General features: G+C 59.2%; 23 protein-coding genes. 11 read left to right on the top strand and 12 right to left on the bottom strand.

Features of this window, described 5'->3' with window-relative positions; all coding sequences use genetic code 11:
- Nucleotides 1–15 precede the first annotated feature (15 nt).
- Together ynfE and AACV31_RS10770 are read right to left on the bottom strand one after the other, a co-directional pair.
- Nucleotides 16–2,448, bottom strand: coding sequence for a selenate/tellurate reductase subunit YnfE (ynfE, locus tag AACV31_RS10775; protein WP_165154044.1), 2,433 nt, complete (start codon nucleotides 2,446–2,448; stop codon nucleotides 16–18).
- A 189-nt stretch (nucleotides 2,449–2,637) separates the two neighbouring features.
- Nucleotides 2,638–2,934 carry a DUF1161 domain-containing protein gene (locus tag AACV31_RS10770; RefSeq protein WP_007671423.1) on the bottom strand — a complete coding sequence of 99 codons (297 nt, stop codon included), beginning with the start codon at nucleotides 2,932–2,934 and terminating at the stop codon, nucleotides 2,638–2,640.
- A 116-nt stretch (nucleotides 2,935–3,050) separates the two neighbouring features.
- Between AACV31_RS10770 and AACV31_RS10765 the strand changes: the two genes are divergently transcribed.
- Nucleotides 3,051–3,758, top strand: coding sequence for a YnfC family lipoprotein (locus tag AACV31_RS10765; RefSeq protein WP_007761429.1), 708 nt, complete (start codon nucleotides 3,051–3,053; stop codon nucleotides 3,756–3,758).
- 50 nt (nucleotides 3,759–3,808) lie between these two features.
- Here the strand turns inward: AACV31_RS10765 and speG are convergent, their stop codons facing one another.
- Together speG and AACV31_RS10755 are read right to left on the bottom strand one after the other, a co-directional pair.
- On the bottom strand, nucleotides 3,809–4,369 hold the full coding sequence (gene speG / locus AACV31_RS10760; RefSeq protein WP_007761428.1) for a spermidine N1-acetyltransferase: 561 nt from the start codon (nucleotides 4,367–4,369) through the stop codon (nucleotides 3,809–3,811).
- A 67-nt stretch (nucleotides 4,370–4,436) separates the two neighbouring features.
- Nucleotides 4,437–4,766 carry a DUF1283 family protein gene (locus AACV31_RS10755; protein WP_007761427.1) on the bottom strand — a complete coding sequence of 110 codons (330 nt, stop codon included), beginning with the start codon at nucleotides 4,764–4,766 and terminating at the stop codon, nucleotides 4,437–4,439.
- Nucleotides 4,767–4,882: 116 nt separating this feature from the next.
- Here AACV31_RS10755 and AACV31_RS10750 point away from each other — a divergent pair, with 116 nt between their 5' ends.
- The 4 genes from AACV31_RS10750 to AACV31_RS10735 all read left to right on the top strand — a co-directional run bounded on the left by AACV31_RS10750 (nucleotide 4,883) and on the right by AACV31_RS10735 (nucleotide 9,545).
- The gene (locus AACV31_RS10750) at nucleotides 4,883–5,209 is read left to right on the top strand and encodes a YnfA family protein (protein ID WP_032806519.1); all 327 of its coding nucleotides are present in this window, start codon (nucleotides 4,883–4,885) and stop codon (nucleotides 5,207–5,209) included.
- A gap of 157 nt (nucleotides 5,210–5,366) precedes the next feature.
- Nucleotides 5,367–6,581, top strand: a complete 1,215-nt coding sequence (gene manD, locus AACV31_RS10745) for a D-mannonate dehydratase ManD (RefSeq protein ID WP_165154042.1) — start codon at nucleotides 5,367–5,369, stop codon at nucleotides 6,579–6,581.
- A 57-nt stretch (nucleotides 6,582–6,638) separates the two neighbouring features.
- Nucleotides 6,639–7,916 (top strand): MFS transporter, encoded by a 1,278-nt coding sequence (locus AACV31_RS10740; RefSeq protein ID WP_165154040.1) that lies wholly within the window; start codon nucleotides 6,639–6,641, stop codon nucleotides 7,914–7,916.
- Nucleotides 7,917–8,078: 162 nt separating this feature from the next.
- The gene (locus AACV31_RS10735; protein WP_165154038.1) at nucleotides 8,079–9,545 is read left to right on the top strand and encodes a mannitol dehydrogenase family protein; all 1,467 of its coding nucleotides are present in this window, start codon (nucleotides 8,079–8,081) and stop codon (nucleotides 9,543–9,545) included.
- 146 nt (nucleotides 9,546–9,691) lie between these two features.
- On the opposite strand, the gene ydfZ is transcribed toward AACV31_RS10735, so the two are convergent.
- From ydfZ to ydfG, 4 genes are all read right to left on the bottom strand, one after another.
- Complete coding sequence (gene ydfZ, locus AACV31_RS10730) at nucleotides 9,692–9,895, bottom strand: putative selenium delivery protein YdfZ (protein ID WP_007697274.1); 204 nt, start codon at nucleotides 9,893–9,895, stop codon at nucleotides 9,692–9,694.
- A 124-nt stretch (nucleotides 9,896–10,019) separates the two neighbouring features.
- Nucleotides 10,020–10,913, bottom strand: a complete 894-nt coding sequence (locus tag AACV31_RS10725; protein WP_165154338.1) for a hypothetical protein — start codon at nucleotides 10,911–10,913, stop codon at nucleotides 10,020–10,022.
- A 38-nt stretch (nucleotides 10,914–10,951) separates the two neighbouring features.
- The gene (locus AACV31_RS10720; protein ID WP_165154036.1) at nucleotides 10,952–11,638 is read right to left on the bottom strand and encodes a GntR family transcriptional regulator; all 687 of its coding nucleotides are present in this window, start codon (nucleotides 11,636–11,638) and stop codon (nucleotides 10,952–10,954) included.
- An 88-nt stretch (nucleotides 11,639–11,726) separates the two neighbouring features.
- The gene (ydfG, locus tag AACV31_RS10715) at nucleotides 11,727–12,473 is read right to left on the bottom strand and encodes a bifunctional NADP-dependent 3-hydroxy acid dehydrogenase/3-hydroxypropionate dehydrogenase YdfG (protein ID WP_007761382.1); all 747 of its coding nucleotides are present in this window, start codon (nucleotides 12,471–12,473) and stop codon (nucleotides 11,727–11,729) included.
- Nucleotides 12,474–12,632: 159 nt separating this feature from the next.
- On the opposite strand from ydfG, the gene dcp reads away from it, so the two are divergent.
- Nucleotides 12,633–14,678: a peptidyl-dipeptidase Dcp gene (dcp, locus tag AACV31_RS10710; protein ID WP_165154034.1), complete on the top strand. Its 2,046-nt coding sequence runs from the start codon at nucleotides 12,633–12,635 to the stop codon at nucleotides 14,676–14,678.
- A gap of 131 nt (nucleotides 14,679–14,809) precedes the next feature.
- Here dcp and mgtS read toward each other — a convergent pair whose 3' ends face one another.
- The 4 genes from mgtS to AACV31_RS10690 form a co-directional block, all read right to left on the bottom strand.
- The gene (gene mgtS, locus AACV31_RS10705) at nucleotides 14,810–14,905 is read right to left on the bottom strand and encodes a protein MgtS (protein ID WP_146378559.1); all 96 of its coding nucleotides are present in this window, start codon (nucleotides 14,903–14,905) and stop codon (nucleotides 14,810–14,812) included.
- Nucleotides 14,906–15,000: 95 nt separating this feature from the next.
- A complete protein-coding gene (locus AACV31_RS10700; protein ID WP_075199456.1) occupies nucleotides 15,001–15,804 on the bottom strand; it encodes a MerR family transcriptional regulator in 804 nt (267 codons plus the stop codon).
- 166 nt (nucleotides 15,805–15,970) lie between these two features.
- Complete coding sequence (locus AACV31_RS10695) at nucleotides 15,971–16,882, bottom strand: bestrophin family protein (protein ID WP_161577801.1); 912 nt, start codon at nucleotides 16,880–16,882, stop codon at nucleotides 15,971–15,973.
- Between the two features lie 80 nt (nucleotides 16,883–16,962).
- Entirely contained in the window at nucleotides 16,963–17,127 is a 165-nt protein-coding gene (locus tag AACV31_RS10690; RefSeq protein ID WP_007671379.1) for a hypothetical protein, read from the bottom strand.
- A gap of 313 nt (nucleotides 17,128–17,440) precedes the next feature.
- On the opposite strand from AACV31_RS10690, the gene AACV31_RS10685 reads away from it, so the two are divergent.
- From AACV31_RS10685 to uca, 5 genes are all read left to right on the top strand, one after another.
- On the top strand, nucleotides 17,441–17,611 hold the full coding sequence (locus AACV31_RS10685; RefSeq protein WP_004386224.1) for a general stress protein: 171 nt from the start codon (nucleotides 17,441–17,443) through the stop codon (nucleotides 17,609–17,611).
- A gap of 111 nt (nucleotides 17,612–17,722) precedes the next feature.
- Nucleotides 17,723–18,496, top strand: a complete 774-nt coding sequence (locus AACV31_RS10680) for an OBAP family protein (protein WP_165154032.1) — start codon at nucleotides 17,723–17,725, stop codon at nucleotides 18,494–18,496.
- 207 nt (nucleotides 18,497–18,703) lie between these two features.
- On the top strand, nucleotides 18,704–19,807 hold the full coding sequence (locus AACV31_RS10675; protein ID WP_032806515.1) for a cobalamin-independent methionine synthase II family protein: 1,104 nt from the start codon (nucleotides 18,704–18,706) through the stop codon (nucleotides 19,805–19,807).
- A 467-nt stretch (nucleotides 19,808–20,274) separates the two neighbouring features.
- On the top strand, nucleotides 20,275–22,089 hold the full coding sequence (gene atzF / locus AACV31_RS10670) for an allophanate hydrolase (RefSeq protein WP_165154030.1): 1,815 nt from the start codon (nucleotides 20,275–20,277) through the stop codon (nucleotides 22,087–22,089).
- A gap of 10 nt (nucleotides 22,090–22,099) precedes the next feature.
- Nucleotides 22,100–25,708 (top strand): urea carboxylase, encoded by a 3,609-nt coding sequence (gene uca, locus AACV31_RS10665; protein WP_165154028.1) that lies wholly within the window; start codon nucleotides 22,100–22,102, stop codon nucleotides 25,706–25,708.

Here is a 25,708-nt window from a genome sequence, read left to right as displayed (position 1 = left end):
TGTATTCAGCCCGCGTCAGATCTTCGCTATCTGCACCAGGTTGGTGTGCTGCGGGTTGCCTTTGGCGAGCGGCGACGGGCGCTGCGTCGTCAGAACATTGACGCAGCCGCCGTGATCGATGCGGTCGCCGTTCATATCGGCATGGTGCCACGCGCCCTGGCCCATGGCGCTCACGCCGGGCATGATGCGCGGTGTCACTTTCGCCTCCAGCCGCACTTCGCCGCGCGCGTTAAACACGCGCACCCGATCGCCGTTTTCAATGCCGCGAGCGCGGGCGTCGACCGGGTTGATCCAGACTTCCTGACGACAGGCCGCCTGTAAGACGTCGATGTTGCCGTAGGTGGAGTGGGTGCGGGCTTTGTAGTGGAAGCCGAAGAGTTGCAGCGGGTAATCGCGGCGCCCCGGGGAATCCCAGCCTTCGAATGTCGAGGCGTAAACGGGCAGAGGGCTGATGGTTTCATCCTCGCGAAGCCGCCAGGTCTGCGCGATGCGGGCAAGCGCGGCGGAGTAAATCTCGATTTTGCCGGAAGGGGTTTTCAGCGGATGCGCGTCGGGATCGTCGCGAAAGTCTTTATAAGCGACGTAATGTCCGTCCGGATCCTGGCGCTTGTAAATGCCCTGCTGTTTGAGCGCCTCATAGTCGGGCAGTTGCGGATCGCGGGCGCGCATTTTCGCATACAGGTACTGCAGCCACTGCGCCTGGGTGCGCCCTTCGGTAAAACGCTGGTGGATCTCAGGCCCAAGGCGTTTCGCCACTTCGCTCATCATCCAGTAAATCGGCCTGCGCTCGAATTTCGCAGAGGTGGCGGGCTGGGTGAAGATCAGATAGCCCATGTTGCCCGCGTAGTCGTTGGGGATGATGTCCTCCTGTTCAACGGTCATTAAGTCCGGCAGGAGGATGTCGGCGTAGCGCGCCGATGAGGTCATGAAGTTTTCAATTACCACGATGGTTTCGCACTGGGTGTCGTCCTGCAAAATCTCATGCGTGCGGTTGATATCGGAATGCTGATTAGTGATGGTATTGCCCGCGTAATTCCAGATGAACTTGATGGGCACGTCGAGCTTATCTTTGCCCCGCACGCCGTCGGCGAGCGCGGTCATCTGCGGGCCGCGGGCGATGGCGTCGGTCCAGCTGAAGCAGGAGATCTGCGTTTTCACCGGGTTTTCCAGTACCGGCATACGCTCAATGGTGATGGTGTAGGTTGATTCACGCGCGCCGCTGTTGCCGCCGTGAATGCCGACATTGCCGGTAAGGATGGGTAGCATCGCGATGGCGCGCGACGTCAGCTCGCCGTTCGCCTGGCGCTGCGGCCCCCAGCCCTGGCAGATATACGCCGGTCTGGCGCCCGCGATTTCACGGGCCAGCTTCACGATGCGTTCTTGTGGAATACCCGTGATGTGCGCCGCCCAGGCGGGGGTTTTGGCAATGCCGTCTTCGCCCTGGCCGAGAATATACGCTTTGTAATGGCCGTTCGCGGGCGCGCCTGCCGGAAGCGTTTTCTCGTCATAGCCCACGCAATAACGATCGAGAAACGGTTGATCGACTAAATCTTCATCGATCATCACCCACGCGAGCGCGGAGACCAGCGCGGCGTCGGTGCCGGGGCGGATCGGGATCCACTCATCTTCACGTCCGGCGGCGGTATCGGTGTAGCGTGGATCGATAACAATCATACGCGCCTGCGACCGTTCGCGGGCCTGTTCAAGGTGATACGTGATCCCGCCGCCGCTCATGCGGGTTTCCGCCGGGTTGTTGCCAAACATCACCACCAGCTTGCTGTTAACGATATCCGACGTGCTGTTGCCTTCGTTCGAGCCGTAGGTGTAGGGCATGGCGGCCGCGATTTGCGCGGTGCTGTAGGTGCCGTAATGGCTGAGAAAGCCGCCGTAGCAGTTCATCAGCCGCGCCACCAGCGAGGCGTAAGGCGAGGAGCGGGTGATATTGCCGCCCACGACGCCGGAGGTGTAGTTGATATACACGGCCTCATTGCCGTACTGCGCGACGATGCGCTTCAGGCTCTCCGTAAGGGTGTCCAGCGCCTCGTCCCAGCTGATGCGCTTAAACTTTCCTTCGCCGCGTTTGCCGACGCGCTTCATGGGGTAGTTCAGACGATCGGGGTGGTTGATGCGCCGCCGGATCGATCGTCCGCGCAGACAGGCGCGAACCTGATGATCGCCGTACATGTCGAGGCCCGTATTGTCAGTTTCGACGCGCCAGACGGTGTCGTTGCGCACATGCAGGCGCAGCGCGCAGCGGCTGCCGCAGTTCACCGAGCAGGCGCCCCAGACAATCTTATCGTCAGGCGGAGTAACGGAGGTGTTGACGGCGGCGGCAATGCGGCTGAAACCGAAAGGCAGCGTGACGCCGCCCGCCGCCAGCGCCAGGCCGCCCAGTGAAGTGGTCGTAAGAAAATGACGACGGCTGATGCCCTCTTGCTGTTGTGACATAACGCGCTCCCTGGCGGGCCGCTGAAAACACCGGGCGGCCATGAGGTAAGAAACTCAGACGATTAGAGCGCTAATGATTAGCGCAAAAAGAGTTTTACCCAGAATGGAGTAGAAAACGTTAACGAGGGTCAATAGATGGGGCATAAACGAATGAGGGATAAAAAAAAGGGGCCGAAGCCCCTTATGCGATTATTGCGGCTCGCTGGCCGCGCCCTGCGACGTTGCGCCGCCTGCGGCATTGCCGCTTTGGGTGCGGGTATAGAGAATTTTTTGCGTATCGTTGGCGCAATGCCCGACAACCTGCGCATCCGGCTGGTCAGCCTGGTCGTTAGGAACGATAGTTAACGTAAACCCGTTCTCCGGTACGCCATTATTAATGATGCGCTGTTCAATATCGGCTTTGACTCGTTCACAGGAGTTTTGCGCAGCGCTGACCGGTAATGTCGCGGCCAGCAGCAGGGCGCCTGCCCAGTAACGTTTTTTCATTAACGGCTCCTTATTGACGTAAAACAGATGTAGTAAGCATAGCAGTTGTTATATATATCACTGACTTTTCAGATATCATGCCGCTTTTGGCGAGGCCGCAGAAGGATAATAAAGACGTGAAAAAATACGTGACGGTAATGATGGTATCGCTGGTGCTCACGGGGTGCGATAAGCCAGACGCGCTGGCGCCGTTCAGCCCGGAGATGGCGAGTTTCTCCAGCGAGTTTAATTTCGATCCGCTGCGCGGCCCGGTAAAAAATTTCACCCAGAAGCTGATTAACGACAGCGGCGAGGTGGAGACGGAAGTGAACGGCACGCTCTCCGAGGAGGGGTGCTTCGAGACGCTGAACTACGTTGATAAACCGAGCAACAGCCATATGTCGCTGGTGCTGGACGCCAACTACTACCTCGACGCGCTAAGCCGCGAAAAACGTATTCGTTTACAGGGCAAATGCCAGCTGGCCGAGCTGCCTTCGGTAGGCATGGTGTATGAAACTAACGATCGCGAATTTGTGGTGAAGGGCCACACGCCGGATGTCACCGTGAACTACCGTTACGATGAAGAAGGTTATCCGCTCGGCAAAACCAGCAAAGCGAAAGACGCCGAGCTCTTAACCGTCGCCACGCCCAGCGATAAGCGAAAAAAACACGATTACACCTCGGTGACAAAGCTTAACGATAAAGTGATCGATACGGCAAAGCAGAGCTGCGAATATGACCGTCACCTCAACCCGTCAAGCTGCGTACTGGAAATTACCGATGCCAGCGTGACGCCGCCTGTGCTGCACAAATTCACCATTCAGAACGAAATCAACTACTACTGACAGGCTGTTACAAGAGATTGTGTAAGCGCAGGCACGCCTGCGCTTACACGTTATTGCGCGGTCGGTTTCAACAGCGTCGTCCCGGCGGGTTTGAGATGCGTCAGGTACTGATGCTGGAAAATACACATGCGGATGGTGTTGCGATACTCGCCATTAATGAAAAATTCATGAACCAGTTCGCCTTCCACCATAAAGCCCAGCTTGCGGTAAATATGAATCGCTTTGGCGTTTTCTTTATCCACGATGAGATAGAGCTTATAGAGATTCAGTACCGTAAAGCCGTAATCCATCGCCAGCTTTGCCGCGCGGCTGGCAAGGCCTTTGCCCTGATGCTCCGGTGAAATAATTATCTGAAACTCGGCGCGGCGGTGGACGTGGTTAATTTCCACCAGCTCCACCAGGCCTGCTTTATCGCCGTCACACTCCACGACAAAGCGGCGTTCGCTCTGGTCGTGAATATGTTTATCGTAGAGATCGGAGAGTTCGACGAACGCTTCATAGGGCTCTTCAAACCAGTAACGCATGACGCTGGCGTTATTGTCGAGCTGGTGCACGAAACGCAAATCTTCACGTTCGAGCGGGCGCAGTTTGACATCAACGTAATCTGACATCGTTCATCCTTTATATGCGCGGGAAAAACCAGCCCCCGCGGCGCGGGAGCCGTGATGCAAACGGGGGTTACGGATTAATGACGCGGCCGGTGCGGCGGTCAAGGCAGCGCAGGGTATTGGGTTCCCAGTAAGCGTTGAGGTTCGCGCTTTTCTCGCAGTTATCCTGAGCGTCGAACGCGACATCCGCTTTATCCCACTCTTTTTCGGCGCGTTTGTTCACTTTCTGACGTAAAGAACGGGTGTCATTCCATTGCTCTTTATCCATCGCAGCATCCTGGCGGGTCCGCGCGTTGTCGCCGGACTCAATAATCAGTTTATCGGTTTGCGCGTGGGCAACGCCTGACAGCGCGCCGGTCAGCAACGCCAGCAGCAGTGAGTGGCGAAGGAATTTATTCATGGCGATATCCTTAATGAAGCTGTTCTTGTCGTGAAGCCGACACGCTTTACTATATCATCGTGCGCGAATCGCGCACAGCGGCAGCGATGACCGATATTACTTCAAAGAGTCTCAATATGATTAAAACCACTTTGCTGTTTTTTGCCACCGCGCTTGCGGAAATTATTGGCTGTTTTCTGCCGTGGCTATGGCTGCGCAAGGGGGCGAGCGTGCTTTTGCTGCTGCCGGCGGCGCTATCGCTGATGCTTTTTGTCTGGCTGTTAACGCTGCACCCGGCGGCGAGCGGGCGGGTGTACGCCGCTTACGGCGGCGTCTACGTGATGACCGCGCTGCTGTGGTTGCGGGTGGTGGATGGCGTGCGCCTGAGTCTCTACGACTGGGCAGGGGCCGCCGTGGCGCTCTGCGGTATGCTGATTATTGTCGCAGGCTGGGGCCGCGCCTGACGTTCTTCCTGATGTCTTCCCTTTTTTGCCACTGACAGCGCTTCACGCTTTGTGAAGCGTCGCGCATTTTTCCGCTCAATCAACTTGTATGGTAGTTAAGTCAGTTGATCGCAATGTGTACAGCATGACGCATTGCCGTTTCTAAAAGGAAAGATGCATGAAGATCAGTAAAGCGGAAGTGTTTGTCACCTGCCCGGGGCGCAACTTCGTGACGCTTAAAATCACCAGCGACGAGGGCCTGACCGGGCTTGGCGACGCCACGCTAAACGGGCGCGAGCTTTCTGTCGCCAGCTACCTGCGCGATCACCTCTGCCCGCAGCTGGTGGGTCGCGACGCGCAGCGCATCGAAGATATCTGGCAGTTTTTTTACAAAGGCGCTTACTGGCGTCGCGGGCCGGTGACGATGTCGGCGATTTCCGCTATCGACACGGCGCTGTGGGATATCAAAGCCAAAGCCGCCGGAATGCCGCTTTATCAACTGCTCGGCGGGGCGTCGCGCGACGGCGTGATGGTTTACTGCCACACCACGGGCCACACCATCGATGAGGTGCTGGAAGACTATGCCCGGCACAAAGAAATGGGCTTTAAGGCGATTCGCGTGCAGTGCGGCGTGCCCGGCATGAAAACCACTTACGGCATGGCGAAGGGCAAAGGACTGGCGTATGAGCCCGCCACCAAAGGCCAGTGGCCGGAGGAGCAGCTCTGGTCCACCGAAAAATATCTCGATTTCACGCCGAAACTTTTCGAGGCGGTACGTGAGAAATTCGGCTTTAACGAACATCTGCTGCACGACATGCATCACCGCCTGACGCCCATCGAGGCGGCGCGTTTCGGTAAAAGCATTGAGGATTACCGCCTCTTCTGGATGGAAGATCCGACGCCTGCCGAAAACCAGGCCTGCTTTCGCCTCATCCGCCAGCACACCGTGACGCCCGTCGCGGTCGGAGAAGTGTTTAACAGCATCTGGGACTGTAAACAGCTTATCGAAGAGCAGTTGATTGACTACATCCGCACCACGGTGACCCACGCAGGCGGTATTACCGGCATGCGCCGCATTGCGGATTTCGCGGCGCTGTATCAGGTGCGCACCGGCTCGCACGGGCCGTCGGATCTCTCCCCGGTCTGTCACGCCGCCGCGCTGCATTTCGATCTCTGGGTGCCGAACTTCGGCGTGCAGGAATACATGGGCTATTCAGAGCAGATGCTGGAGGTCTTCCCGCACAGCTGGACATTCGACAACGGCTATATGCATCCGGGCGAGAAGCCGGGGCTGGGCATCGGGTTCGATGAAAAGCTGGCGGCGAAATATCCCTACGATCCGGCTTACCTGCCGGTGGCCCGGCTTGAAGACGGCACGCTGTGGAACTGGTAATCCCGCATCGCCGCAGCGCGCTGCGGCGACAATAATAAAAACCTCCGGACCCTACCCATGAAAATTAAACACTTACGCTGGTATATGATAGGCCTGGTGTCACTGGGCACGATTATTAACGCGCTGGCGCGCAGCTCGCTGAGCGTCTCGGCGCCCACGCTTTTTACCGAACTGCATATTAATGAACAACAATACTCCTGGATCTTAAGCGCCTTTCAGTTCGCCTACACGATTGCGCAGCCCATCTGCGGGTTCTTTATCGATGTGGTGGGATTAAAGCTCGGCTTTTTCATTATGATTATCGCCTGGTCGTTGACCAACATGGCCCATGCGGCGTGTCATTCGTGGGGAGGACTGGCCTTTTTGCGCGGGCTGATGGGGCTGAGCGAAGCCTCGGCGATCCCGGCGGGCGTCAAGTGCAACTCTGAATGGTTTCCGGCGAAAGAGCGCGGCATTGCGGGCGGTGTGGCGAATATCGGCACGTCGATAGGCGCGATGCTGGCGCCGCCGCTCGTGGTGTGGGCCATCATGGCCTACAACTGGGAAATGGCGTTTGTGATAACCGGCGCGCTCGGGCTGGTGTTCGCGGTGATCTGGTGGTTTGGCTATGAGTCGCCCGCGCGCCATCGCGCGCTCAGCGCAGAGGAAGCGCAGCTCATTGAAGACGGGCAGGAGAAACATCTGGAAGCCGACGGCACCAAACCGTCAGTGATGCAGATCCTGCGCCAGCGTAACTTCTGGGGCATCGCGCTGCCGCGCTTTCTGGCCGACCCCGCCTGGGGCACGATCAACTTCTGGCTGCCGGTCTATCTGATGACGGTGCGGCATATGCCGCTTAAGGATATCGCGCTGTTCGCCTGGCTGCCGTTTCTGGCGGCGGATTTCGGCGGCATGGCGGGCGGCTTTTTGAATAATTTCATGATGAAGCGCTGGAACCTCTCGACCATCAACGCGCGGCGTATCGGGTTTAGCGCGGGCGCAGTGCTGATGCTGCCGCTTTCGCTGGTCGGGTTTGTGGAAAGCGCCTATGTGGCGATAGGGCTGGTCTCGGTGTGCGCGTTTGCCCATCAAATGCTCTCCACCCAGGTCATTACCATGGCCACCGATCTCTTCCGGCGTAACGAAACCTCCACCGTCAGCGGTTTCGCCGGTACGGCGGGCTGGACGGGCATTTTTATCTGCACGCTTATCATGGGCGGGTTGGTGAAAACCGTCGGCTATAATCCGTTCTTTATTATTCTGAGTATGATGGATATCGTCGGGGCGATTATCCTCTGGACGTTCGTCAAAGCGCGCGTGGCGGATAATCTGGCCGCGAAACCCGTCACTGTCTGATCCCTGTTATCACTTCTCTTAACACGTAAAGCGTGATGAACGTCACGCTTTACTACCATTCTAGTTAATGTAGTCATCAAAAGCTGTCGCAAATCATAAATCCTGCCGCTGCGACGCGTAGGCTTCATACAAATTACTTTATTTATCAAACGAGTCCCGACCATGGAAAATACGCTGCTTCACGCCCACGCCACGCTCCCTGCCTATCACCGCGACGCGCTGGTCGCCCGCATTGTGCATCTCGGTTTTGGCGCGTTTCACCGCGCGCACCAGGGCGTCTATACCGATATCCTTGCCGCCGAACACGGCAGCGACTGGGGGTATTGTGAAATCAATCTGATCGGCGGCGAGCAGCAAATCGCCGATATCCGCCGTCAGGATAATCTCTACACCGTGGCTGAAATGTCCGCCGACGCCTGGCGCGCCCGCGTGGTGGGCGTGGTGAAAAACGCGCTCCATGCGCAGGTGGATGGCCTGGAAGCCGTCTTCGCCGCGCTGTGCGAGCCGCAGGTGGCGATTGTTTCGCTGACCATCACCGAAAAAGGCTACTGCCATTCGCCCGCCACCGGTGAACTGGCGCTGGATAATCCGCTGATCGCCGCCGATCTCGCGCACCCCACAGCGCCATCTTCCGCCGTTGGGGTGATTGTGGAGGCGCTGGCGCGCCGTAAAGCCGCCGGGCTTGCGGGCTTCAGCGTGATGTCCTGCGATAATATGCCGGAAAACGGGCATGTGGCGCGCAACGTCGTGATGGCGTTCGCCCGCGCGCTGGACGCCAGCCTGGCGGCGTGGATCGAGGAGCACGTGACGTTCCCGTCCACCATGGTGGACCGTATCGTGCCGGCGGTGACGCCGGAAACGCTCGATAAAATCGAGCAGCTGACCGGCGTGCGCGACCCGGCGGGTGTCGCCTGCGAGCCGTTCCGCCAGTGGGTGATTGAGGATAATTTTGTCGCGGGCCGCCCGGCGTGGGAAAAGGCGGGCGCGCAGCTGGTTCACGATGTGGTGCCGTTCGAGGAGATGAAGCTGCGTATGCTTAACGGCAGCCACTCGTTCCTGGCGTATCTCGGCTATCTGGCGGGGTACCAGCACATCAACGACTGCATGGACGATGCGAATTACCGCCATGCCGCGCATGCGCTGATGCTTAACGAACAGGCCCCGACGCTGAGTGTGCAAGGCGTTGATCTGGCGCGTTACGCGGATCTGCTGATTGAGCGCTACAGCAACCCGGCGCTGCGTCACCGCACCTGGCAAATCGCGATGGACGGGAGCCAGAAACTGCCGCAGCGCTGGCTGGATTCTCTGCGCTGGCATCAGGCGCACGGCAGCGCGGCGCCGCTGTTGACGCTCGGCGTGGCGGGCTGGATGCGCTACGTGAGCGGCGTCGATGAGCAGGGCAATACGATTGAGGTGTGCGATCCGCTGCTGAATGTTATTCAGGAGACGGTACGCACAAGCGAAGAGGGCGATGCGCGGGTGAAAGCGCTGCTCAGCATTCGCGCGATTTTTGGCGAGGATCTGGCGACGCGGACAGAATTTGTGGCGCAGGTAACGGAGGCCTATAAGCTTTTGCGGGAGAACGGCGCCAGAGCGACCGTGGCGCAGTATGTGAAAGCAGGGTGTTGATAGCGCGAGTGGGTTGATTCTGAGGGTGGGTTTTTTAATGTGGTGGGTGCGCTGCGCACCCGCCTTGTGGAAACCTTAACGCTTTGTAGGGCGGGTAAGCGCAGCGCACCCGCCATCTCACAATATCAACCCCGCCCGCCAGACGATTAATGCATCCCCAGACGAATCAACTCGATCGGCTCGAATTTCCCTTCGCAACCTTCCACTTCAACGGTACGGCCACGGCGGATCTGCTCCGGCGTCATGCCGTCGCCGTGAATCGCTTTAATCACGCCGGTCTGCCCGGTGGTGCTAATCATTACGCGGCTGCCGGTAGTGATGGAATTACGGTTGCGATCGTAGGTCATCATGGTGTTATCTCCTCTGAATAGTTGGGAAAGATCCAGACGAGCCCCATTTTAAAAATCACTCCCGGAAAAACGTTAATCTCGATCAAAAACGAGGCAATTGTGTGATGAATGTCACGGCCCGTAACTACTCGCCCGCGGGCGCGTTACGCACAATGTTTCCGCTCGCGATATCGATATCATTAGTCGCCACGACAGGCGCCACTTCAGGGTCAGCGCCTCCACGGCAGTCTTCGCGGGTATGATTTTCGCGCACCAGCAAACGGAAAATGCCGCCGTCCTGCGCATTCTCATAGAAAATGCACTGGCCGTGGGGGTTGAGTTGCAACGAGACGGTGCGGGTCACCCGGGCAAGCGGGCTGGCGCTGATATCCTCACGCCACGTCTCGCCCGCGCCGGTGGCGTGAAGCGCCGCCGATTCCAGCCAGCCTTTCACGATGCGCCCGTCCTTGCCGTACCATGTCGCCTCGCTAAAGCCCGGCCGCGTGCGGCTCACGCTCACCGTATCGCCCGCCACCAGATACACCTGCTGGCTGCGGCACTGCGCGTCGGGCGCGGTGTAAAAGAAATGACGGCCGCTGCCGGTGACTTCGTAGCGGTTCGCGGTTTCCGGCGTGTCCTGCGCATCGTCCAGCTCCCGCAGGCGAGCGGCGCAGGCGCCTTCAGGCTTGAGCGCGTCCGGCTGCGCCTTAAGCGCGGCGGTTTCCATCCAGCCGGTCGCAACGCGGCCCTGATTGTCGCGATAGCTCACCCAGGCGAACGGGCGCGCCTTTTCATCGGCGCCCAGGGCGTCGCTACGGGAAAGGCGATAAACCTGTACGGCATCGCCCGGCACCAGAAAAGCCCCAAGGCGGCATTCCGGTGACGGCGCGGAGTAAAAATGCGCGCGGGGCGTAGCGGTGACGGTACTCGCCGACCACGTAAAATCCGCGGCGGCCGCGGCGTTCGCCTCGCTCTGAAGACAGTCAGCCAGCAGCGGCGAAGAGAAAAGGGCACAGCCCACGAGCAGTAATGCGCGCATCACCTGTCCATCCTGAGTTGTTTAATTGCGCTGCGCGGTTACTCTTCAGTAAACCACTCGCGGTTTTCCTGGCGGATCAGCAATACCGATTCGCTGATCTCCTGCAAATGCAGGCGCATGGTGTTGTCGGCCGCCTGCGGGTCGCGGCGCTCCAGCGCGTGAAAAATATCGTTATGCTGGCGCAGCAGCATTTCCGGCGGGGAGACGTGGTCGAGGCTCATATAGCGCACCCGGTCGATGGTCGCTTTGATATTCTCCACGGTATCCCAGGCAAGCTGGCAGTCGGCGACCTGCGTCAGGCGGTAGTGAAATTCGTCGTCGAGCTGAAAAAAATCGCTCAGCTGTTTGCGATCGATGGCCGTGCGCTGCTGGTTAAGGTTTTGCTCAAGCTGGTAGAGATCGGCATCGGTCACCATCGTGGCGGCGCGCTGCACCACCGCGCGCTCAATCGCCTGGCGGACAAAACAGCCGTTGCGCACCTGGCGCAGCGAAATCTTATTCACAAAACTGCCGCGCTGCGGGCGGATCTGAATCAATCCGTTCTCCGCCAGCTTGATGAACGCCTCACGCACCGGCTGGCGCGACACGTCAAAACGCACCGAGACTTCCTTTTCAGAAAGCGGCGTGCCCGGCGGGATCAAACAGTGCACGATATCGCGGCGCAGGATGCGGTAAATCTGTTGACTCACCGGCTGGGTCGGGTTGAGCGGAGTTTCAGCGGCCATTCTATTGTCTTAATTTGCGGGTAACTGCGGCAATTTAACATTAATTGCCCACCCCGCCCAGCATGGACGGGCAGCGGGCATAAGGGAATTACTGCCGATGTACGCTAAGCCCGGCGAAGCTCTGACTGACCGGCATCATCTCCACGGTGTTGATATTGACGTGCGCCGGGAGCGTCGCCACCCACCAGACCGCTTCGGTCACATCGTCCGGCGAGAGCGCGGTCGTATTCTCGTAAGTTTTACCGGCTTTATCGTCGTCGCCTTTAAAACGCACGTTAGAGAATTCGGTGCCGCCGACCAGGCCCGGCTCGATATCCGTCACGCGGACCGCGGTGCCGTGCAGATCGGTGCGCAGGTTAAGGCTGAACTGACGCACAAACGCTTTGGTCGCGCCGTATACGTTGCCGCCCGCGTAAGGCCAGCTGCCCGCCGTGGAGCCGATGTTAATCACGTGGCCGCGGTTACGCTCGACCATGCCCGGCAGCACTGCACGGGTCATATACACCAGACCTTTATTATTGGTGTCTATCATATTCTCCCAGTCTTCGACGCTCGCTTTATGCGCAGGCTCCATGCCCAGCGCCAGTCCGGCGTTATTGACCAGCACGTCGATATCGCGCCACTCCAGCGGCAGGCTGCTGATGGCTTCTTCAATCGCCGCGCGGTTGCGCACGTCCAGTTGCAGCGTCAGCACGCTCTCGCCAAGCTCATCCTTTAGCGCGTCGAGGCGCGCCTGGCGGCGGCCTGTCGCGATGACTTTATGACCGTTCTTCACAAAACGACGAGTAATGGCCTCGCCAAAACCTGCCGTCGCACCGGTAACCAGAATAATCATCTCGCTGTTCCTCAAGGCTTTTTCAGAGCTGTTACCTTAGCACGCCCGACGCGCCCTGTGGAATATCACTTCCTGATGCCAGGCGGCGTTAAGCATTGCCGTTTGCGGCGAGGGTGCATAAGCTGTGTTTTTACCATCACGCCTTTGCGGGAGATCCTCATGTCGGTAACCACCCCTTTTTCTTCAGTCAGTACGCTACCTTACGAGGCGCCGCCGTTCGACGCGATAACCGATAACGACTATCGCCCAGCCTTTGATGAGGCGGTGCGCCAGAAGCGCGAAGAGGTGGAGGCGATCGCCGCCGACCCCGCCGCGCCGACGTTTGAAAACACGTATCTGGCGCTGGAGCGCAGCGGGGCGATGCTTACGCGCGTCACCCACGTCTTTTTCGCGATGACGTCAGCGCACACCAATGATTATCTGCAAACGCTGGATGAAGAATTTTCCACGGAGCTTGCGGCGCTGGCCGACGACATTCACTTCAACGATACGCTGTTCGCGCGCCTCAATACCGTGTATGAACAGCGCGACGCGCTCGGGCTGGATGACGAGTCGCGGCGGCTGGTGGAGGTCGTCTGGCAGCAATTTATGCTCGCGGGCGCGACGCTCGGCGCGGAGCAAAAAGCGCAGCTTAAAGCGCTTAACCGCGAAGCCGCGCAGCTTACCAGCCAGTTTAACCAGCGTCTGCTGGCGGCGGATAAAGCGGGCGGGCTGCTGGTATCGTCCCGCGAGGCGCTGGCCGGGCTGAGCGAGGCGGAAATCGCCGCCGCCGCGCAGGCCGCGCGTGAAAAAGGGCAGGAAGGACGCTGGCTTATCGCGCTGCTCAACACCACGCAGCAGCCTGCGCTCCAGGCGCTTGAGCGTCGCGAAACGCGCGAGGCGCTCTTTAAGGCGGGCTGGCACCGCACCGAAAAAGGCGACGCCAACGATACCCGCGCGCTGGTATTGCGTCTGGCGCAGTTACGCGCGCAGCAGGCGGCGCTGCTCGGCTTTAAGGATTTCGCCTCCTGGACCATCGCCGATCAAATGGCCAAAACGCCAGAGGCGGCGCTGCGCTTTATGCGCGATATCGTGCCGGCGGCGACGGCGCGCGCGAATCGGGAGCTTGCGGATATTCAGCAGGTGATTGACCGCCAGAACGGCGGTTTTCAGGCCGAGGCCTGGGACTGGGCGTTTTACGCCGAACAGGTGCGGCGCGAAAAATACGCGCTCGACGACGCGCAGATCAAACCGTATTTTGAACTCGACAATGTGCTCATCCACGGCGTCTTCCACGCCGCCAGCACGCTGTTCGGCCTCCGTTTTCAGGCGCGCACCGATATCCCGGTCTACCACCCGGATGTCCGCGTCTGGGAGATTTTCGATAAAGACGGCAGCGGTCTGGCGCTGTTTTACGGCGATTTCTTCGCGCGCGACAGCAAAAGCGGCGGCGCCTGGATGGGGAATTTTGTTGACCAGTCGACGCTCGCAGGCCACAAACCGGTCATTTACAACGTCTGTAACTACCTGAAGCCCGCCGCCGGTCAGCCTGCGCTCATCTCCTGGGATGACGTTATCACGCTGTTCCATGAGTTTGGCCATACGCTGCACGGTCTCTTTGCCAGCCAGCGCTACGCCACGCTCTCCGGCACCAACACGCCGCGCGATTTCGTGGAGTTCCCGTCGCAAATCAACGAACACTGGGCGAGCCATCCGGATGTGTTCGCGAACTTTGCGCGCCATTATCAGACCGGCGAGCCGATGCCGGACGCGCTTCGTGAAAAACTCTTCCGCGCGGCGCGCTTTAACAAAGGCTACGACATGACCGAACTGCTGGCCGCAGCGCTGCTTGATCAGCACTGGCACAGTCTGACGCCGCAATCGTCGCCAGAAGAGGTGTCCGCGTTTGAGGCTGCGGCGCTGGCGCTGGAAAACATCGCGCTGCGGGCCGTACCGCCGCGCTACAGAAGCAGTTATTTCGCCCATATTTTTGGCGGCGGCTATGCGGCGGGCTATTACGCCTATCTCTGGACGCAGATGCTTGCCGACGACGGCTATCAATGGTTTGTGGAGCAGGGCGGGTTAACGGCGCAAAACGGCGCGCGCTTTCGCGAGGCGATTCTTTCCCGCGGCAACAGCAGCGATCTCGAAGCGTTGTGGCTCGCGTGGCGCGGCCATGCTCCGCGCATTGAGCCGATGCTGAAAAACCGCGGGTTAAGCGAATAAGCCCACGTTTAGGTGACGTTGAACCTGCGCGTGGCATGATGCAGAAATAAGCGTGTTGTTGAGCGCAGGACAATAACAATCCATGCAAGCCTTACCGTCAGACTCGTCTGGCGGTATTTTTTTTCTGACGTTCAGTCATCCCATTTGTTGCTGCAATACGCGGCAAGAAACCCCGCCAGTAATACAATTCCCGGCATACAGATAAAAAGATCCGCGGCACCCGGCATCGCCACTCCCGCCCTGAGTCACACCATCCTTTATGAAAGACCTTCACGTGTGACGTTAAGACGACAGTCCGATAACCGTTTTGCGACAGACGCGCTCAGCGCGCTTCTTCGCGGAGCGGCTCGTCAGGAAGATTGGCCGCATCCGGCAGTTCAGGCGCGGCCGCGAAACCAGCCCCGGCGCTGAACAGCGGCATACCGTCAAGCTGCCATTGTTGCCAGAGCGCAAGCTGGGCGGGGGTCAGCGGCACATCGCTATACACCAGATAGTGATCGGCGGCGAACTGCGTGAGATCGGGCAACGGCACCGGCTGATGCATCACATCAATGCGAAACCCTTCGCCGGAGAAGCGAATCGCCTCCAGCCAGACGTTCAGCGGATCGTGGCTGTTCATCGCCATCACCACCAGCCCGGACGCCGGACGCTTGCGCAGCGCCTGCATCAGAAAGGTGGCGTACTCAATAATCAGCGTGTCAAAGCGCGCGCGACGGGTCAGCTGCGCGCTGGTATGGCCGTGGTTCAGCCACAGGCGTAGCGGCTGGACGACTTTATCGAGCAGCATCGCGGCGGGCAGTTCGCGACCCATTTTACGCAGGAGCGCGCGGCCTTTCTCCATGCTGGTTTTCTCAAGCGTCGCGAGCAGTTGTTCCTGCCACACTTCCCACTGGCTCACCAGCGCGCTTTTTTCACCCTTCAGGATACGGGAGATTTCATCCAGCGGCAGGCCGCGATCGAGCCATTTCAGGATGGCGTGAATGCGCATCAGATGGCTGTAGTCAAAATAGCGTCGACCGCTGTCGTCGCGCATGGGCTGCAGTAATCCTGACCGCTGCCACGCGCGTAAATTAGGCATGCTAACTCCGCACTGATCGGAGAGCATTTCGATCGTGAAATGAGACATGGCGAATCCTTAAATGCCAGCTGCTATACAAAACAGGAGAGGAGTGGCCCTTTCAGCAGAAGAAACGAAAGGAAGAAGAGAACAGGGTCTACGCTAACATACTTCGTCTACCCTGCTAATCATTTACTGCGCATTATTCATTATTCGTAGTGAATATGAATATTCATTAGGTGAGCTGATAATGCCGGTTCGGCAATAATTTCACCGGTTTCTGCGGCTCGTCATTCATTTCACGCAAGTCTATTTCAATATTATTACAAAGCGCGTCCAGCGGCAGATCGTTATCTTCGGTGCCAAACGGATCTTCCAGCTCCTCCGCCAGCGTATCCAGCGCAATAAACGTGTACGAAATAAATACTGACAAAAATGGCGTCATAAAATGCAGATCGGTCACCAGCGCGAAAGGCAACATAATGCAGAAGCAATAAACCGTGCGGTGCAGCATCAGTGAATACGCGAAAGGCGGCGGGGTATTGGCGATGCGCTCGCAGCCCGCCAGTACTGCCGAAAGCTGGTTAATATGCTGGTCGAGCGTCTGGAACAGAATATCGGAAAGTCCGTTGCGCCGCGCGGCGAGCCATTCGCCCATAATAAGTAAAATCGTATTACAGGGCGAATTACTGTGCATCACGCGCGCCATTTCGCTACGGGTGAGATAGCGGTCAAGCACGTTATCGAGCTTTTTGCGGCGCAGCGTCAGGCGCAGGCAGTGGCAGAACGCCACTTCTAAATTCACCAGATGGTGCAGCTCCTGGGCATTATCAGGCATCAGGGTGCGAGCGGTGCGCAGCAGCGAGCGACAGTGGATAACCAACTGGCCCCATATCTGACGCGCCTCATTAAAACGCGCGAAACAGGTGCTATTACGAAAGCCGAGAAAAATCGCAATCGCCACGCCGAGAATACTGAATGGCGCGGTGGTGAGCTTTATTCCCAGCGCCTCATACCACGGTAAGAAGAAAATTACCGTCACTGAAAGCAGGAAATTAAGGAGTAGACGCGTAGAGATTTTGGCTAATACGGAGCCATGCCAGACAAAAAGTCGGGCAAACCAGTGCTGTGGGGGACGAACAATCATGATACTCACAAGGGGTTAACAAAAGCGCTACATATTAAACGAGATAGCGCTTTCGTCTGCAACCAGAAAAACGCAGCGTCTTACCCTAAAGGAATAAAATTGGCCTTTTCACGTGCCAGCCAGTCGCGGGATTTTCTCAGCGAACCGCCTTTACGGAACAGCAGAAACACATCCTGTCCCATAATGAGCACCATAAACCGGTCTTTTAACTTCATGGTGGGGCAGCAGTACCATTTCTGTTTCATTAATCACTCCTCGGCGGAAATTAAATCAACGAACGACACTTCGCAGATAAATAATAGTCCTGACAGCGGCACTAAAATAATTAACGCTTTCTTTTAAGATTTTTCTTATTAAGCGAAGGCGCTGGAACAGAAAATCCTTTGCTATTCAGGAGATAAAAGCGCAACACGGGATATATCGTACAGAACGTAACGGCAAAATACTTGCTGGTGGCTAATGTGACTTGCGAAACGGGGATGCCTGCCTATAGTTACTTCTGCGTTCGCACTGTGAGGACGCGGTTTAAATTATCTCTGCTTATCCGAGGAGAATATTATGGCTCAACATCGTGGTGGTTCAGGTAATTTTGCTGAGGATCGTGAACGCGCTTCTGAAGCCGGCCGTAAAGGCGGTCAGAACAGCGGCGGGAATTTTAAAAATGACCGCGAGCGCGCAGCAGAAGCTGGCCGTAAAGGCGGCAAAAGCAGCAGCCGTTCGTCTTCCTGACGGACCGGCGGGCCGCATGCGCCCGACATAACGTCTCTCCGGTATGGGTTAATGCTCATACCGGAGGTCGTTGCGCATGACGTAAATACCTCTTATTTATTTAATTACATTATGAAATTACAACGCGCATTAAAAATAACGTTGCTGCCGCTTCTTTCTGTCGCCTTTTTAGCGCAGGCAGAAAAAGATACGCCGCCGGGTGCTGATAAAAGCACGACGACCAATTTACTGGAAACCGGCTCGGCGGTATTGCAAAGCAACGCCCCGTTAAAAGGATTTGATATATATCTGGTAGGCTTTCATCCGATGAAAGAGATCCCGGAAAAACAGATGGAAGCGCATCATTATTGCCATCAGGTTAATCAGGATTTCGCTCAGTGCGTCTTATTTGACGGTAATTCTAAAGATGCCAGAATGAATGGCTTAGAATATATCATCTCTGAAAAACTCTTTAATGAACTGCCGGAGCAGGAAAAACAGTACTGGCATCCACACAACGGCGAAATCCTCAGCGGGCAGCTTATCGCACCGGGTATTCCGGCGCCGGTGGAGCACCGCCTGATGCAGGATAAAATGAACAGCTATGGCAAAACCTGGCACGTCTGGCATACCGGCGGACTGGGTGATAAAGGCGACGCGCTGCCGCTCGGCCCGCCGATGCTCGCCTGGTCGTTTAACCGCGACGGCGAGGCGAAGCCGGAGATGGTGTCCGAGCGGGATAAAAAGCTGGGCGTGAATACTGAAGAGATCCGCCGCTCGCGCGCCGATCTTGAAAAAATCGCGAAGCCGCAGAGCGGCGTCGATGCCCTGAAGGGGCAGTTCAAAGGCGACATCAAAGACATTCCTGGCGTTGTAGACAGCAATACCGCGTCTGAGAAAAAATAACCCTTGTTTGTGCCTTTCGTTTTCCCCACCCCGGTGGGGATTTTTTATTCCTGCATGAATTTTTTTCAACACCCATGAAATTTCCTCGTTTGCCAGAGGCAGGGCGACGTGCGACTCTCTGGACATATAGCCATCCAGACGGCCAAAAATTCAAATTTTGAACTATCACCTGACGTGACCATCACGGCAGGCTACGAGGAGAATCCCATGCAACGTCAACATGCCCCGTTTCGAGCCGATATCGTCGGCAGCTTTTTACGCCCGGATGCCATTAAGCAGGCCCGCCAGCAGTTTGCGGCAGGGGAGATAGATGCTGCGCATCTGCGCAACATCGAAAATGACGCCATTCGCCATGCGGTCGAGCAGCAGTGCGCCTGCGGCCTGCATGTGGTGACCGACGGCGAATTCCGCCGCGCCTGGTGGCATCTCGATTTCTTCGGCGCGCTGCAGGGCGTGGAGCTGGTGGAAGTGAATCAGGGGATTCAGTTCAACGGCATTCAGACCAAAGCGCAGAGCGTGCGCGTGACCGGCAAAGTGGCGTTTGGCGACCACCCGATGCTTGAAGATTTCCGCTTCCTGAAAAGCGTCAGCGGCAATGCTGAGCCGAAAATGACCATCCCGAGCCCGAGCGTGCTGCATTTTCGCGGCGGCGCAGCGGCCATCGACCGTAACGTCTATCCGGATCTGAAAGACTATTTCGACGATCTCGCCACGACCTGGCGCGACGCCATCCGCGCCTTTTACGACGCAGGCTGCCGCTACCTGCAACTGGATGATACCGTCTGGGCGTACCTGTGCTCTGACGAGCAGCGTCGTCAAATCCGTGAGCGCGGCGACGATCCGGACGAGCTGGCGCGCATTTATGCCCGCGTGCTGAACCAGGCGCTGGAAGGCAAGCCGGAGGATTTAACCATCGGGCTGCATGTCTGCCGCGGTAATTTCCGTTCCAGCTGGATAGCCGAAGGCGGCTATGAGCCGGTGGCCGAAGTGCTGTTCGGCACCGTCAACATTGATGCGTTTTTCCTGGAATATGATAACGATCGTTCCGGCGACTTCGCGCCGCTGCGCTTTATCCGTCCGGGCAAACAGCAGGTGGTGCTGGGGCTAATCACCACCAAAAACGGCGAGCTGGAGAACCCGGAGCTGATTAAAGCGCGGCTGGAAGAGGCGGCGAAATATGTCGATATCAGCCAGATCTGCTTAAGCCCGCAGTGCGGTTTTGCCTCGACCGAAGAGGGCAACAGCATTACGCCAGCCGAGCAGTGGGAAAAAGTGCGCCTCGTGACGAAGGTTGCCAGCGAAGTGTGGTAAGGCGGGGTTTTTGATGTAAACGGCGGGTGCGCTTTGCTTACCCGCCCTACAAAAATTCACCGTCATCCTGTGGCGGGTGCGCTTTGCTTACCCGCCCTACAGAAATTCACCCTCATCCTGTGGCGGTACCCGCCCAACAAAACGCCATCCTCATCGTAGGGTGGGTAAGCGTAGCGCACCCACCATTCCTACCCCACCATTAAAACCCGCCCACTGAAACCATCGCAAAAAATGATGCCTGCTCTCTTTCATCATCATCTTTAATTATTTCCCCCTCATTGCACATTTATGACGCACCGTTGCACCATCGCGATCGTGGTTATTATCGAAAACCCCGTCCTGTTAATTAAACTCACTCTCCATATTCAATAAAATATTTTCAATAGATTGAAATATAAGGAATTTTAAAAACTGGCATTCCCTTTGCTAAATAACTCCCATCTTGTATACCAGATGGGATGCCAGTTATGTCACCGAGTTCACCGCTGTTTACGCCTCTGACGCTTGCTGAGTGGCGCAGGGAATATCAGGACGATCCGACGCGCATTACGGAAATTTATTCCGCGGCTTTTACTGATGAAGAGAATAACGATCCGGCGTGGATCACCCGCGCCAGCGCGGCGCATCTTGAGGCGCAAATCGCGCCGCTGCTCGCCGCGTTGACGGCGGGCAAAAGCCTTGCGGATTTTCCTCTCTTCGGCGTGCCGTTTGCGGTGAAAGACAATATCGACGTCGCCGGGCTGCCCACCACCGCCGCGTGCCCGGCGTTTGCGTACACGCCGCAGGAGGACGCCACCGTGGTGGCGAAACTCAAAGCCGCAGGCGCTATCGTGCTGGGTAAAACCAATCTGGATCAGTTCGCGACAGGGCTGGTCGGCACCCGGTCGCCGTACGGCGCGGTGCCCAATACCTTTAACCCGGCGTATGTCAGCGGCGGCTCCAGCGCCGGTTCGGCCTCAACCGTGGCGCGCGGGCTGGTCGCTTTCGCGCTCGGCACCGACACCGCGGGCTCCGGGCGCGTCCCGGCCGGTTTTAATAACATTGTCGGCCTCAAACCCACCAAAGGCTGGCTGTCGAATCACGGCGTAGTGCCCGCGTGCCGCCTGAACGACTGCGTCTCCATCTTCGCGCTTAGCGCCGCCGATGCCCTCCAGGTGGCATGCCTTGCGGGCGGTTATGACGCCACCGATGCCTACTCGCGCACCAACCCGCGCACCGCGCCCGCGCGACTGCCCGCTCAACCGCGTTTTGCCGTGCCCGACGCGCCTGAATTTTATGGCGACACCCGCAGCGAGGCGGCGTACCGCCAGAGCCTGACGCGCCTTGAGGCGCTCGGCGTCACGCTGGTGCCGGTCGATTTCACGCCGTTTCGCCAGCTTGCGGAGCAGCTCTATCAGGGCGCGTGGGTGGCGGAACGCACCGTGGCGGTGGGCGAGATGCTCAACCAGCCGCCGGAGGTGATGGACCCGACCGTGCGCGGCATCGTGGAGGGCGGCCTGAAATATACGGCCTGCGACGCCTGGCAGGCGGAATACACCCGCGCCGCGCTCGCCCGCCAGATTGCGCAGGTGCTGGAGACCGTGGACGCGCTGGTCGTCCCGACCTCGCCGACCATTCATACGCTTGAAGAAATGAACGCGGAGCCGGTGCGCTACAACTCGCACTTCGGCTACTACACCAATTTCACCAACCTGGCGGATCTCTGCGCGCTGGCGCTGCCCGGCGATTTCCGCGCCGATGGCCTGCCAGCGGGCATCACGCTTATCGCGCCCGCCTGGCATGACGCCGCGCTGGCGCATTTCGGCGCGCGCTGGCAGCAGGCAGTGCCGCTGCCGCTCGGCGCGACCTCTAAAGCGCTGCCGGTGGCCGAACCCTTTGCGCCGTCGCCGCACCATGTGCGCCTCGCGGTCGTTGGCGCGCACCTGCGCGGCATGCCGCTCAATCATCAGCTTACGACCCGCAACGCCGTGTTTATCGAAGAAACCACCACGGCGGCGGACTATCGCCTCTATGCGCTCGCCAACACCACGCCGCCAAAGCCGGGGCTGGCGCGCGCCAGCGCCGGGCAACCCATCGCGGTGGAGCTGTGGGATATCCCGCTGGCACGCTTTGGTGAGTTTGTCGCAGAGATCCCGGCGCCGCTCGGTATCGGCACGCTGACGCTTGCCGACGGCCGTGCCGTAAAAGGCTTTATCTGCGAACCGCAGGCGCTTGCGAGCGCCACGGACATCACCGAATGGGGCGGCTGGAAAGCCTGGCTTGCCCGCCACCAGAGCGCCTGAGGAGAAAACCATGTTCAGCAAAGTGCTTATCGCTAACCGTGGCGAGATCGCCTGTCGCGCCATTCGTACCCTGAAGAAAATGGGCATTGCCAGCGTCGCGGTTTATTCCGGGCCGGATCGTAACGCGCAGCACGTGCTCGACGCCGATATCGCCATTGCGCTCGACGGCGACGCGGCGCGCGACACCTACCTTAACGTCGATAAAATTCTCGCAGCGGCCAAAGCGAGCGGGGCGCAGGCTATCTTCCCCGGCTACGGCTTTCTTTCCGAGCGGGCTGAATTCGCTGCGGCGTGCGAAGCCGCGGGGCTGGTGTTTATCGGCCCGACGCCGCAGCAGATTGGCGATTTTGGCCTGAAGCACCGCGCCCGTACGCTGGCGGCACAGGCGGGCGTGCCGATGACGCCGGGCAGCGGGCTGCTGCGCTCGCTTGAGGAAGCAACCCAGGCGGCAGAGGAGATTGGTTACCCGGTGATGCTGAAAACCACCGCGGGCGGCGGCGGCATCGGGCTGACGCGCTGCGACGACGCGCCTTCGCTGGCGCAGGCCTGGGAGAGCGTGAGGCGCCAGGGCCAGCAGTTTTTCAGCGACGACGGCGTGTTCATCGAGAAATTCATCAGCCGCGCCCGTCATCTGGAAGTTCAGATTCTCGGCGATGGCGAAGGCTACGTGGCGGCGCTCGGCGAGCGCGACTGTTCGCTCCAGCGCCGCAATCAAAAAGTGGTGGAAGAGACGCCTGCGCCGGGGCTGCCGCAGGCGACCCGCGAAGCGCTGCACGCCGCCGCGGTGGCGCTTGGCGAATCGGTCAATTACCGCAGCGCCGGCACCGTGGAGTTTATCTATGACGCCGGGAGCGATCGTTTCTGGTTTCTGGAGGTCAACACCCGTTTGCAGGTGGAGCACCCGGTAACCGAGGCCGTGACGGGGCTGGATCTGATTGCATGCATGATAAACATCGCCGCGGGCGAGCCGCTGGACAGGGCGCGGCTGGCGCAGACGCCGCAGGGGGCCGCCATTGAAGTGCGCCTCTATGCCGAAGATCCGCTGAAACATTTCCAGCCGTCGCCGGGGCAGCTTACCGATGTGTACTTTCCCGACGGCGTGCGGGTGGACGGCTGGGTCAGCACCGGCGCGGAGGTGAGCGCGTTTTACGATCCGATGATCGCCAAAATCATCGTCCACGGCGACGACCGCCCGCAGGCGCTGGCGACACTGCGCCTGGCGCTGGACGCCACGCGCCTGCACGGCATCGCCACCAATCTCGATTATCTGCGCCAGATTATCCGTCTTGAGGCGTTTGAAAACGCCACCATGTGGACGCGGCTGCTGGATGAAGTGAGCTACCGCGCCCACGCCATTGAAGTGCTGGAGCCGGGCACCTGGAGCAGCGTGCAGGATTATCCGGGCCGCCCTGGCTACTGGGATATCGGCGTGCCGCCGTCCGGGCCGATGGACGATTACGCCTTCCGGCTGGCGAACCGCATCGTCGGGAACGCGCCGGAGGCCGCCGGGCTTGAGTTCACGCTCCAGGGACCGACGCTGCGCTTTCACAGCGACGCCATATTCGCGCTCACCGGCGCGGACTGCGACGCTGAACTTGATGGCGAGCCAGTCGCGTACTGGCAGCCGGTCACCGCCCGCGCCGGACAGACGCTGACGCTGGGCCGTGCCCGTACAGGCTGTCGCAGTTATCTGGCGGTGCGTAACGGCATCGATGTGCCGCAATATCTCGGCAGCCGTTCCACCTTCGCGCTCGGGCAGTTCGGCGGCCACGCCGGACGCACGCTGCGCCCCGGCGACGTGCTGGCGATTTCGCGCCCGGCGCTCGCCGCCTGCACCACGCCTGCGCCCATCTCGCCGCCTCAGACGCCGGAGCCGGGGCTTATCCCGCGCTATGGCGAGGTGTGGGATATCGGCGTGCTTTATGGCCCGCACGGCGCGCCCGATTTCTTCACCCCCGCGTCGATGGATGCGTTCTTCGCCGCCGAGTGGCAGGTGCATTACAACTCCAACCGGCTCGGCGTGCGGCTGGTGGGCCCGAAACCGGAGTGGAGCCGCGCCGACGGCGGCGAGGCGGGCCTGCATCCGTCTAACATCCACGACTGCGAATACGCCATCGGGGCGATTAACTTTACCGGCGATTTCCCGGTGATCCTCACCCGCGACGGGCCGAGCCTCGGCGGTTTTGTCTGTCCGGTCACCATTGCCCGCGCGGAGCTGTGGAAAGTCGGCCAGGTGAAGCCCGGCGACCGCATTCGTTTTCATCCGATAAGCATCGAACACGCGCAGTCGCTGGAGCTGGCGCAGGAGGTGGCTTGCAACCATCTGCGCGCGGTCAGCGCCCGCCCGGACGAGACGCCGTCGCTGCTGCCAGGCGCGACCGGGAGTGCGGCGATCCTCGCGCAGCTGCCAGCGCAAAACGGGCTGCCCGCTGTGGTGTGGCGGCAGGCGGGCGACAGCTACATTCTCATCGAATATGGCGACAACGTACTGGATCTGGCGCTGCGCCTGCGGGTGCATCTGCTGATGAACGCGATCCGCGAGAGCGGCGTCGCGGGCATCGAGGAGCTTTCGCCCGGCGTGCGGTCGTTGCAGGTGCGTTACGACAGCCAGCGCCTCGGGCAGCGGCCCTTGCTGACGCTGCTGATGAACCTTGAGAAGCAGCTCGGCGATGTGGAATCGCTGAAGATCCCGTCCCGGATCGTCTGGCTGCCGATGGCCTTTGAGGACAGCGCGACGCTTGGCGCGGTGGAGCGGTATCAGCAAACCGTGCGCGCCCAGGCGCCGTGGCTGCCGAATAACGTCGATTTTATCTGTCGCGCGAACGGGCTGTCGCACCGCGACGAGGTGAAAAACATCGTATTCGACGCGAGCTACCTGATCCTCGGGCTGGGGGACGTCTATCTCGGCGCGCCGTGCGCGGTGCCGGTGGATCCGCGCCACCGTCTGCTGAGTTCCAAATATAACCCGGCGCGTACCTGGACTGCCGAAGGCACCGTCGGTATCGGCGGGATGTATATGTGCATCTACGGCATGGATTCGCCCGGCGGCTATCAGCTGGTGGGGCGCACGCTGCCCGTCTGGAACAAATTCCTTAAAAACCCGCAGTTCGGCGATGAGCCGTGGTTGCTGAAATTTTTCGATCAGGTGCGCTTTTACCCGGTGAGCGAAGCAGAGCTGCACGATCTGCGCGACGCCTTCCGCGAGGGCCGCGCGTCGATTCGTATTGAAGAGAGCGAATTCGATTTTGCGGCCTACCGCGCCTTTTTAGCGGCCAACGAACAGGACATTGCCGCGTTCCGCGAGCGTCAGCAGGCCGCCTTCAGCGCCGAAGTGGCGCACTGGCACACCCAGGAGCCGGAAAGCGACGCGTATGAGCCTGACGCTGAAGACGAGACAGAAAGCGAGGGGCGGCTGGTGAGCGCCGATCTCAACGGCAACATCTGGAAGATCCTGGTTGAGCCAGGCCAGCGGGTGAAGCAGGGCGAGCCGTTGATCGTGGTGGAGGCGATGAAGATGGAGCTGATGGTGCATGCCCCGGTAGACGGTGTGGTGGCGCGCATTCGTTGCCAGCAGGGGCGGCCCGTCGCGCCCGGCGATGCCCTTTTGTGGCTGGGTTGA

Origin of the sequence: Cronobacter sp. EKM101R, from assembly GCF_963888145.1 — a bacterium.
In the GTDB taxonomy this organism is placed as follows: Bacteria; Pseudomonadota; Gammaproteobacteria; order Enterobacterales; family Enterobacteriaceae; genus Cronobacter; species Cronobacter turicensis.
The sequence above is the reverse complement of the archived record's forward strand: the minus strand, read 5'-3'. Positions and strand labels throughout refer to the sequence as shown.

Excerpts from the sequence above, each read along its gene's own strand:
- AACV31_RS10680 (WP_165154032.1), top strand. The coding sequence starts at position 17,723 with ATGAAATTACAACGCGCATTAAAAATAACGTTGCTGCCGCTTCTTTCT.
- AACV31_RS10700 (WP_075199456.1), bottom strand. The coding sequence starts at position 15,804 with ATGTCTCATTTCACGATCGAAATGCTCTCCGATCAGTGCGGAGTTAGC.
- AACV31_RS10740 (WP_165154040.1), top strand. The coding sequence starts at position 6,639 with ATGAAAATTAAACACTTACGCTGGTATATGATAGGCCTGGTGTCACTG.
- ydfZ (WP_007697274.1), bottom strand. The coding sequence starts at position 9,895 with ATGATGACCTACGATCGCAACCGTAATTCCATCACTACCGGCAGCCGC.
- AACV31_RS10685 (WP_004386224.1), top strand. The coding sequence starts at position 17,441 with ATGGCTCAACATCGTGGTGGTTCAGGTAATTTTGCTGAGGATCGTGAA.
- dcp (WP_165154034.1), top strand. The coding sequence starts at position 12,633 with ATGTCGGTAACCACCCCTTTTTCTTCAGTCAGTACGCTACCTTACGAG.
- AACV31_RS10770 (WP_007671423.1), bottom strand. The coding sequence starts at position 2,934 with ATGAAAAAACGTTACTGGGCAGGCGCCCTGCTGCTGGCCGCGACATTA.
- AACV31_RS10675 (WP_032806515.1), top strand. The coding sequence starts at position 18,704 with ATGCAACGTCAACATGCCCCGTTTCGAGCCGATATCGTCGGCAGCTTT.
- speG (WP_007761428.1), bottom strand. The coding sequence starts at position 4,369 with ATGTCAGATTACGTTGATGTCAAACTGCGCCCGCTCGAACGTGAAGAT.
- atzF (WP_165154030.1), top strand. The coding sequence starts at position 20,275 with ATGTCACCGAGTTCACCGCTGTTTACGCCTCTGACGCTTGCTGAGTGG.
- uca (WP_165154028.1), top strand. The coding sequence starts at position 22,100 with ATGTTCAGCAAAGTGCTTATCGCTAACCGTGGCGAGATCGCCTGTCGC.
- AACV31_RS10725 (WP_165154338.1), bottom strand. The coding sequence starts at position 10,913 with ATGCGCGCATTACTGCTCGTGGGCTGTGCCCTTTTCTCTTCGCCGCTG.
- AACV31_RS10695 (WP_161577801.1), bottom strand. The coding sequence starts at position 16,882 with ATGATTGTTCGTCCCCCACAGCACTGGTTTGCCCGACTTTTTGTCTGG.
- AACV31_RS10735 (WP_165154038.1), top strand. The coding sequence starts at position 8,079 with ATGGAAAATACGCTGCTTCACGCCCACGCCACGCTCCCTGCCTATCAC.
- ydfG (WP_007761382.1), bottom strand. The coding sequence starts at position 12,473 with ATGATTATTCTGGTTACCGGTGCGACGGCAGGTTTTGGCGAGGCCATT.
- ynfE (WP_165154044.1), bottom strand. The coding sequence starts at position 2,448 with ATGTCACAACAGCAAGAGGGCATCAGCCGTCGTCATTTTCTTACGACC.
- manD (WP_165154042.1), top strand. The coding sequence starts at position 5,367 with ATGAAGATCAGTAAAGCGGAAGTGTTTGTCACCTGCCCGGGGCGCAAC.
- AACV31_RS10755 (WP_007761427.1), bottom strand. The coding sequence starts at position 4,766 with ATGAATAAATTCCTTCGCCACTCACTGCTGCTGGCGTTGCTGACCGGC.
- AACV31_RS10690 (WP_007671379.1), bottom strand. The coding sequence starts at position 17,127 with ATGAAACAGAAATGGTACTGCTGCCCCACCATGAAGTTAAAAGACCGG.
- AACV31_RS10750 (WP_032806519.1), top strand. The coding sequence starts at position 4,883 with ATGATTAAAACCACTTTGCTGTTTTTTGCCACCGCGCTTGCGGAAATT.
- mgtS (WP_146378559.1), bottom strand. The coding sequence starts at position 14,905 with ATGCCGGGTGCCGCGGATCTTTTTATCTGTATGCCGGGAATTGTATTA.
- AACV31_RS10720 (WP_165154036.1), bottom strand. The coding sequence starts at position 11,638 with ATGGCCGCTGAAACTCCGCTCAACCCGACCCAGCCGGTGAGTCAACAG.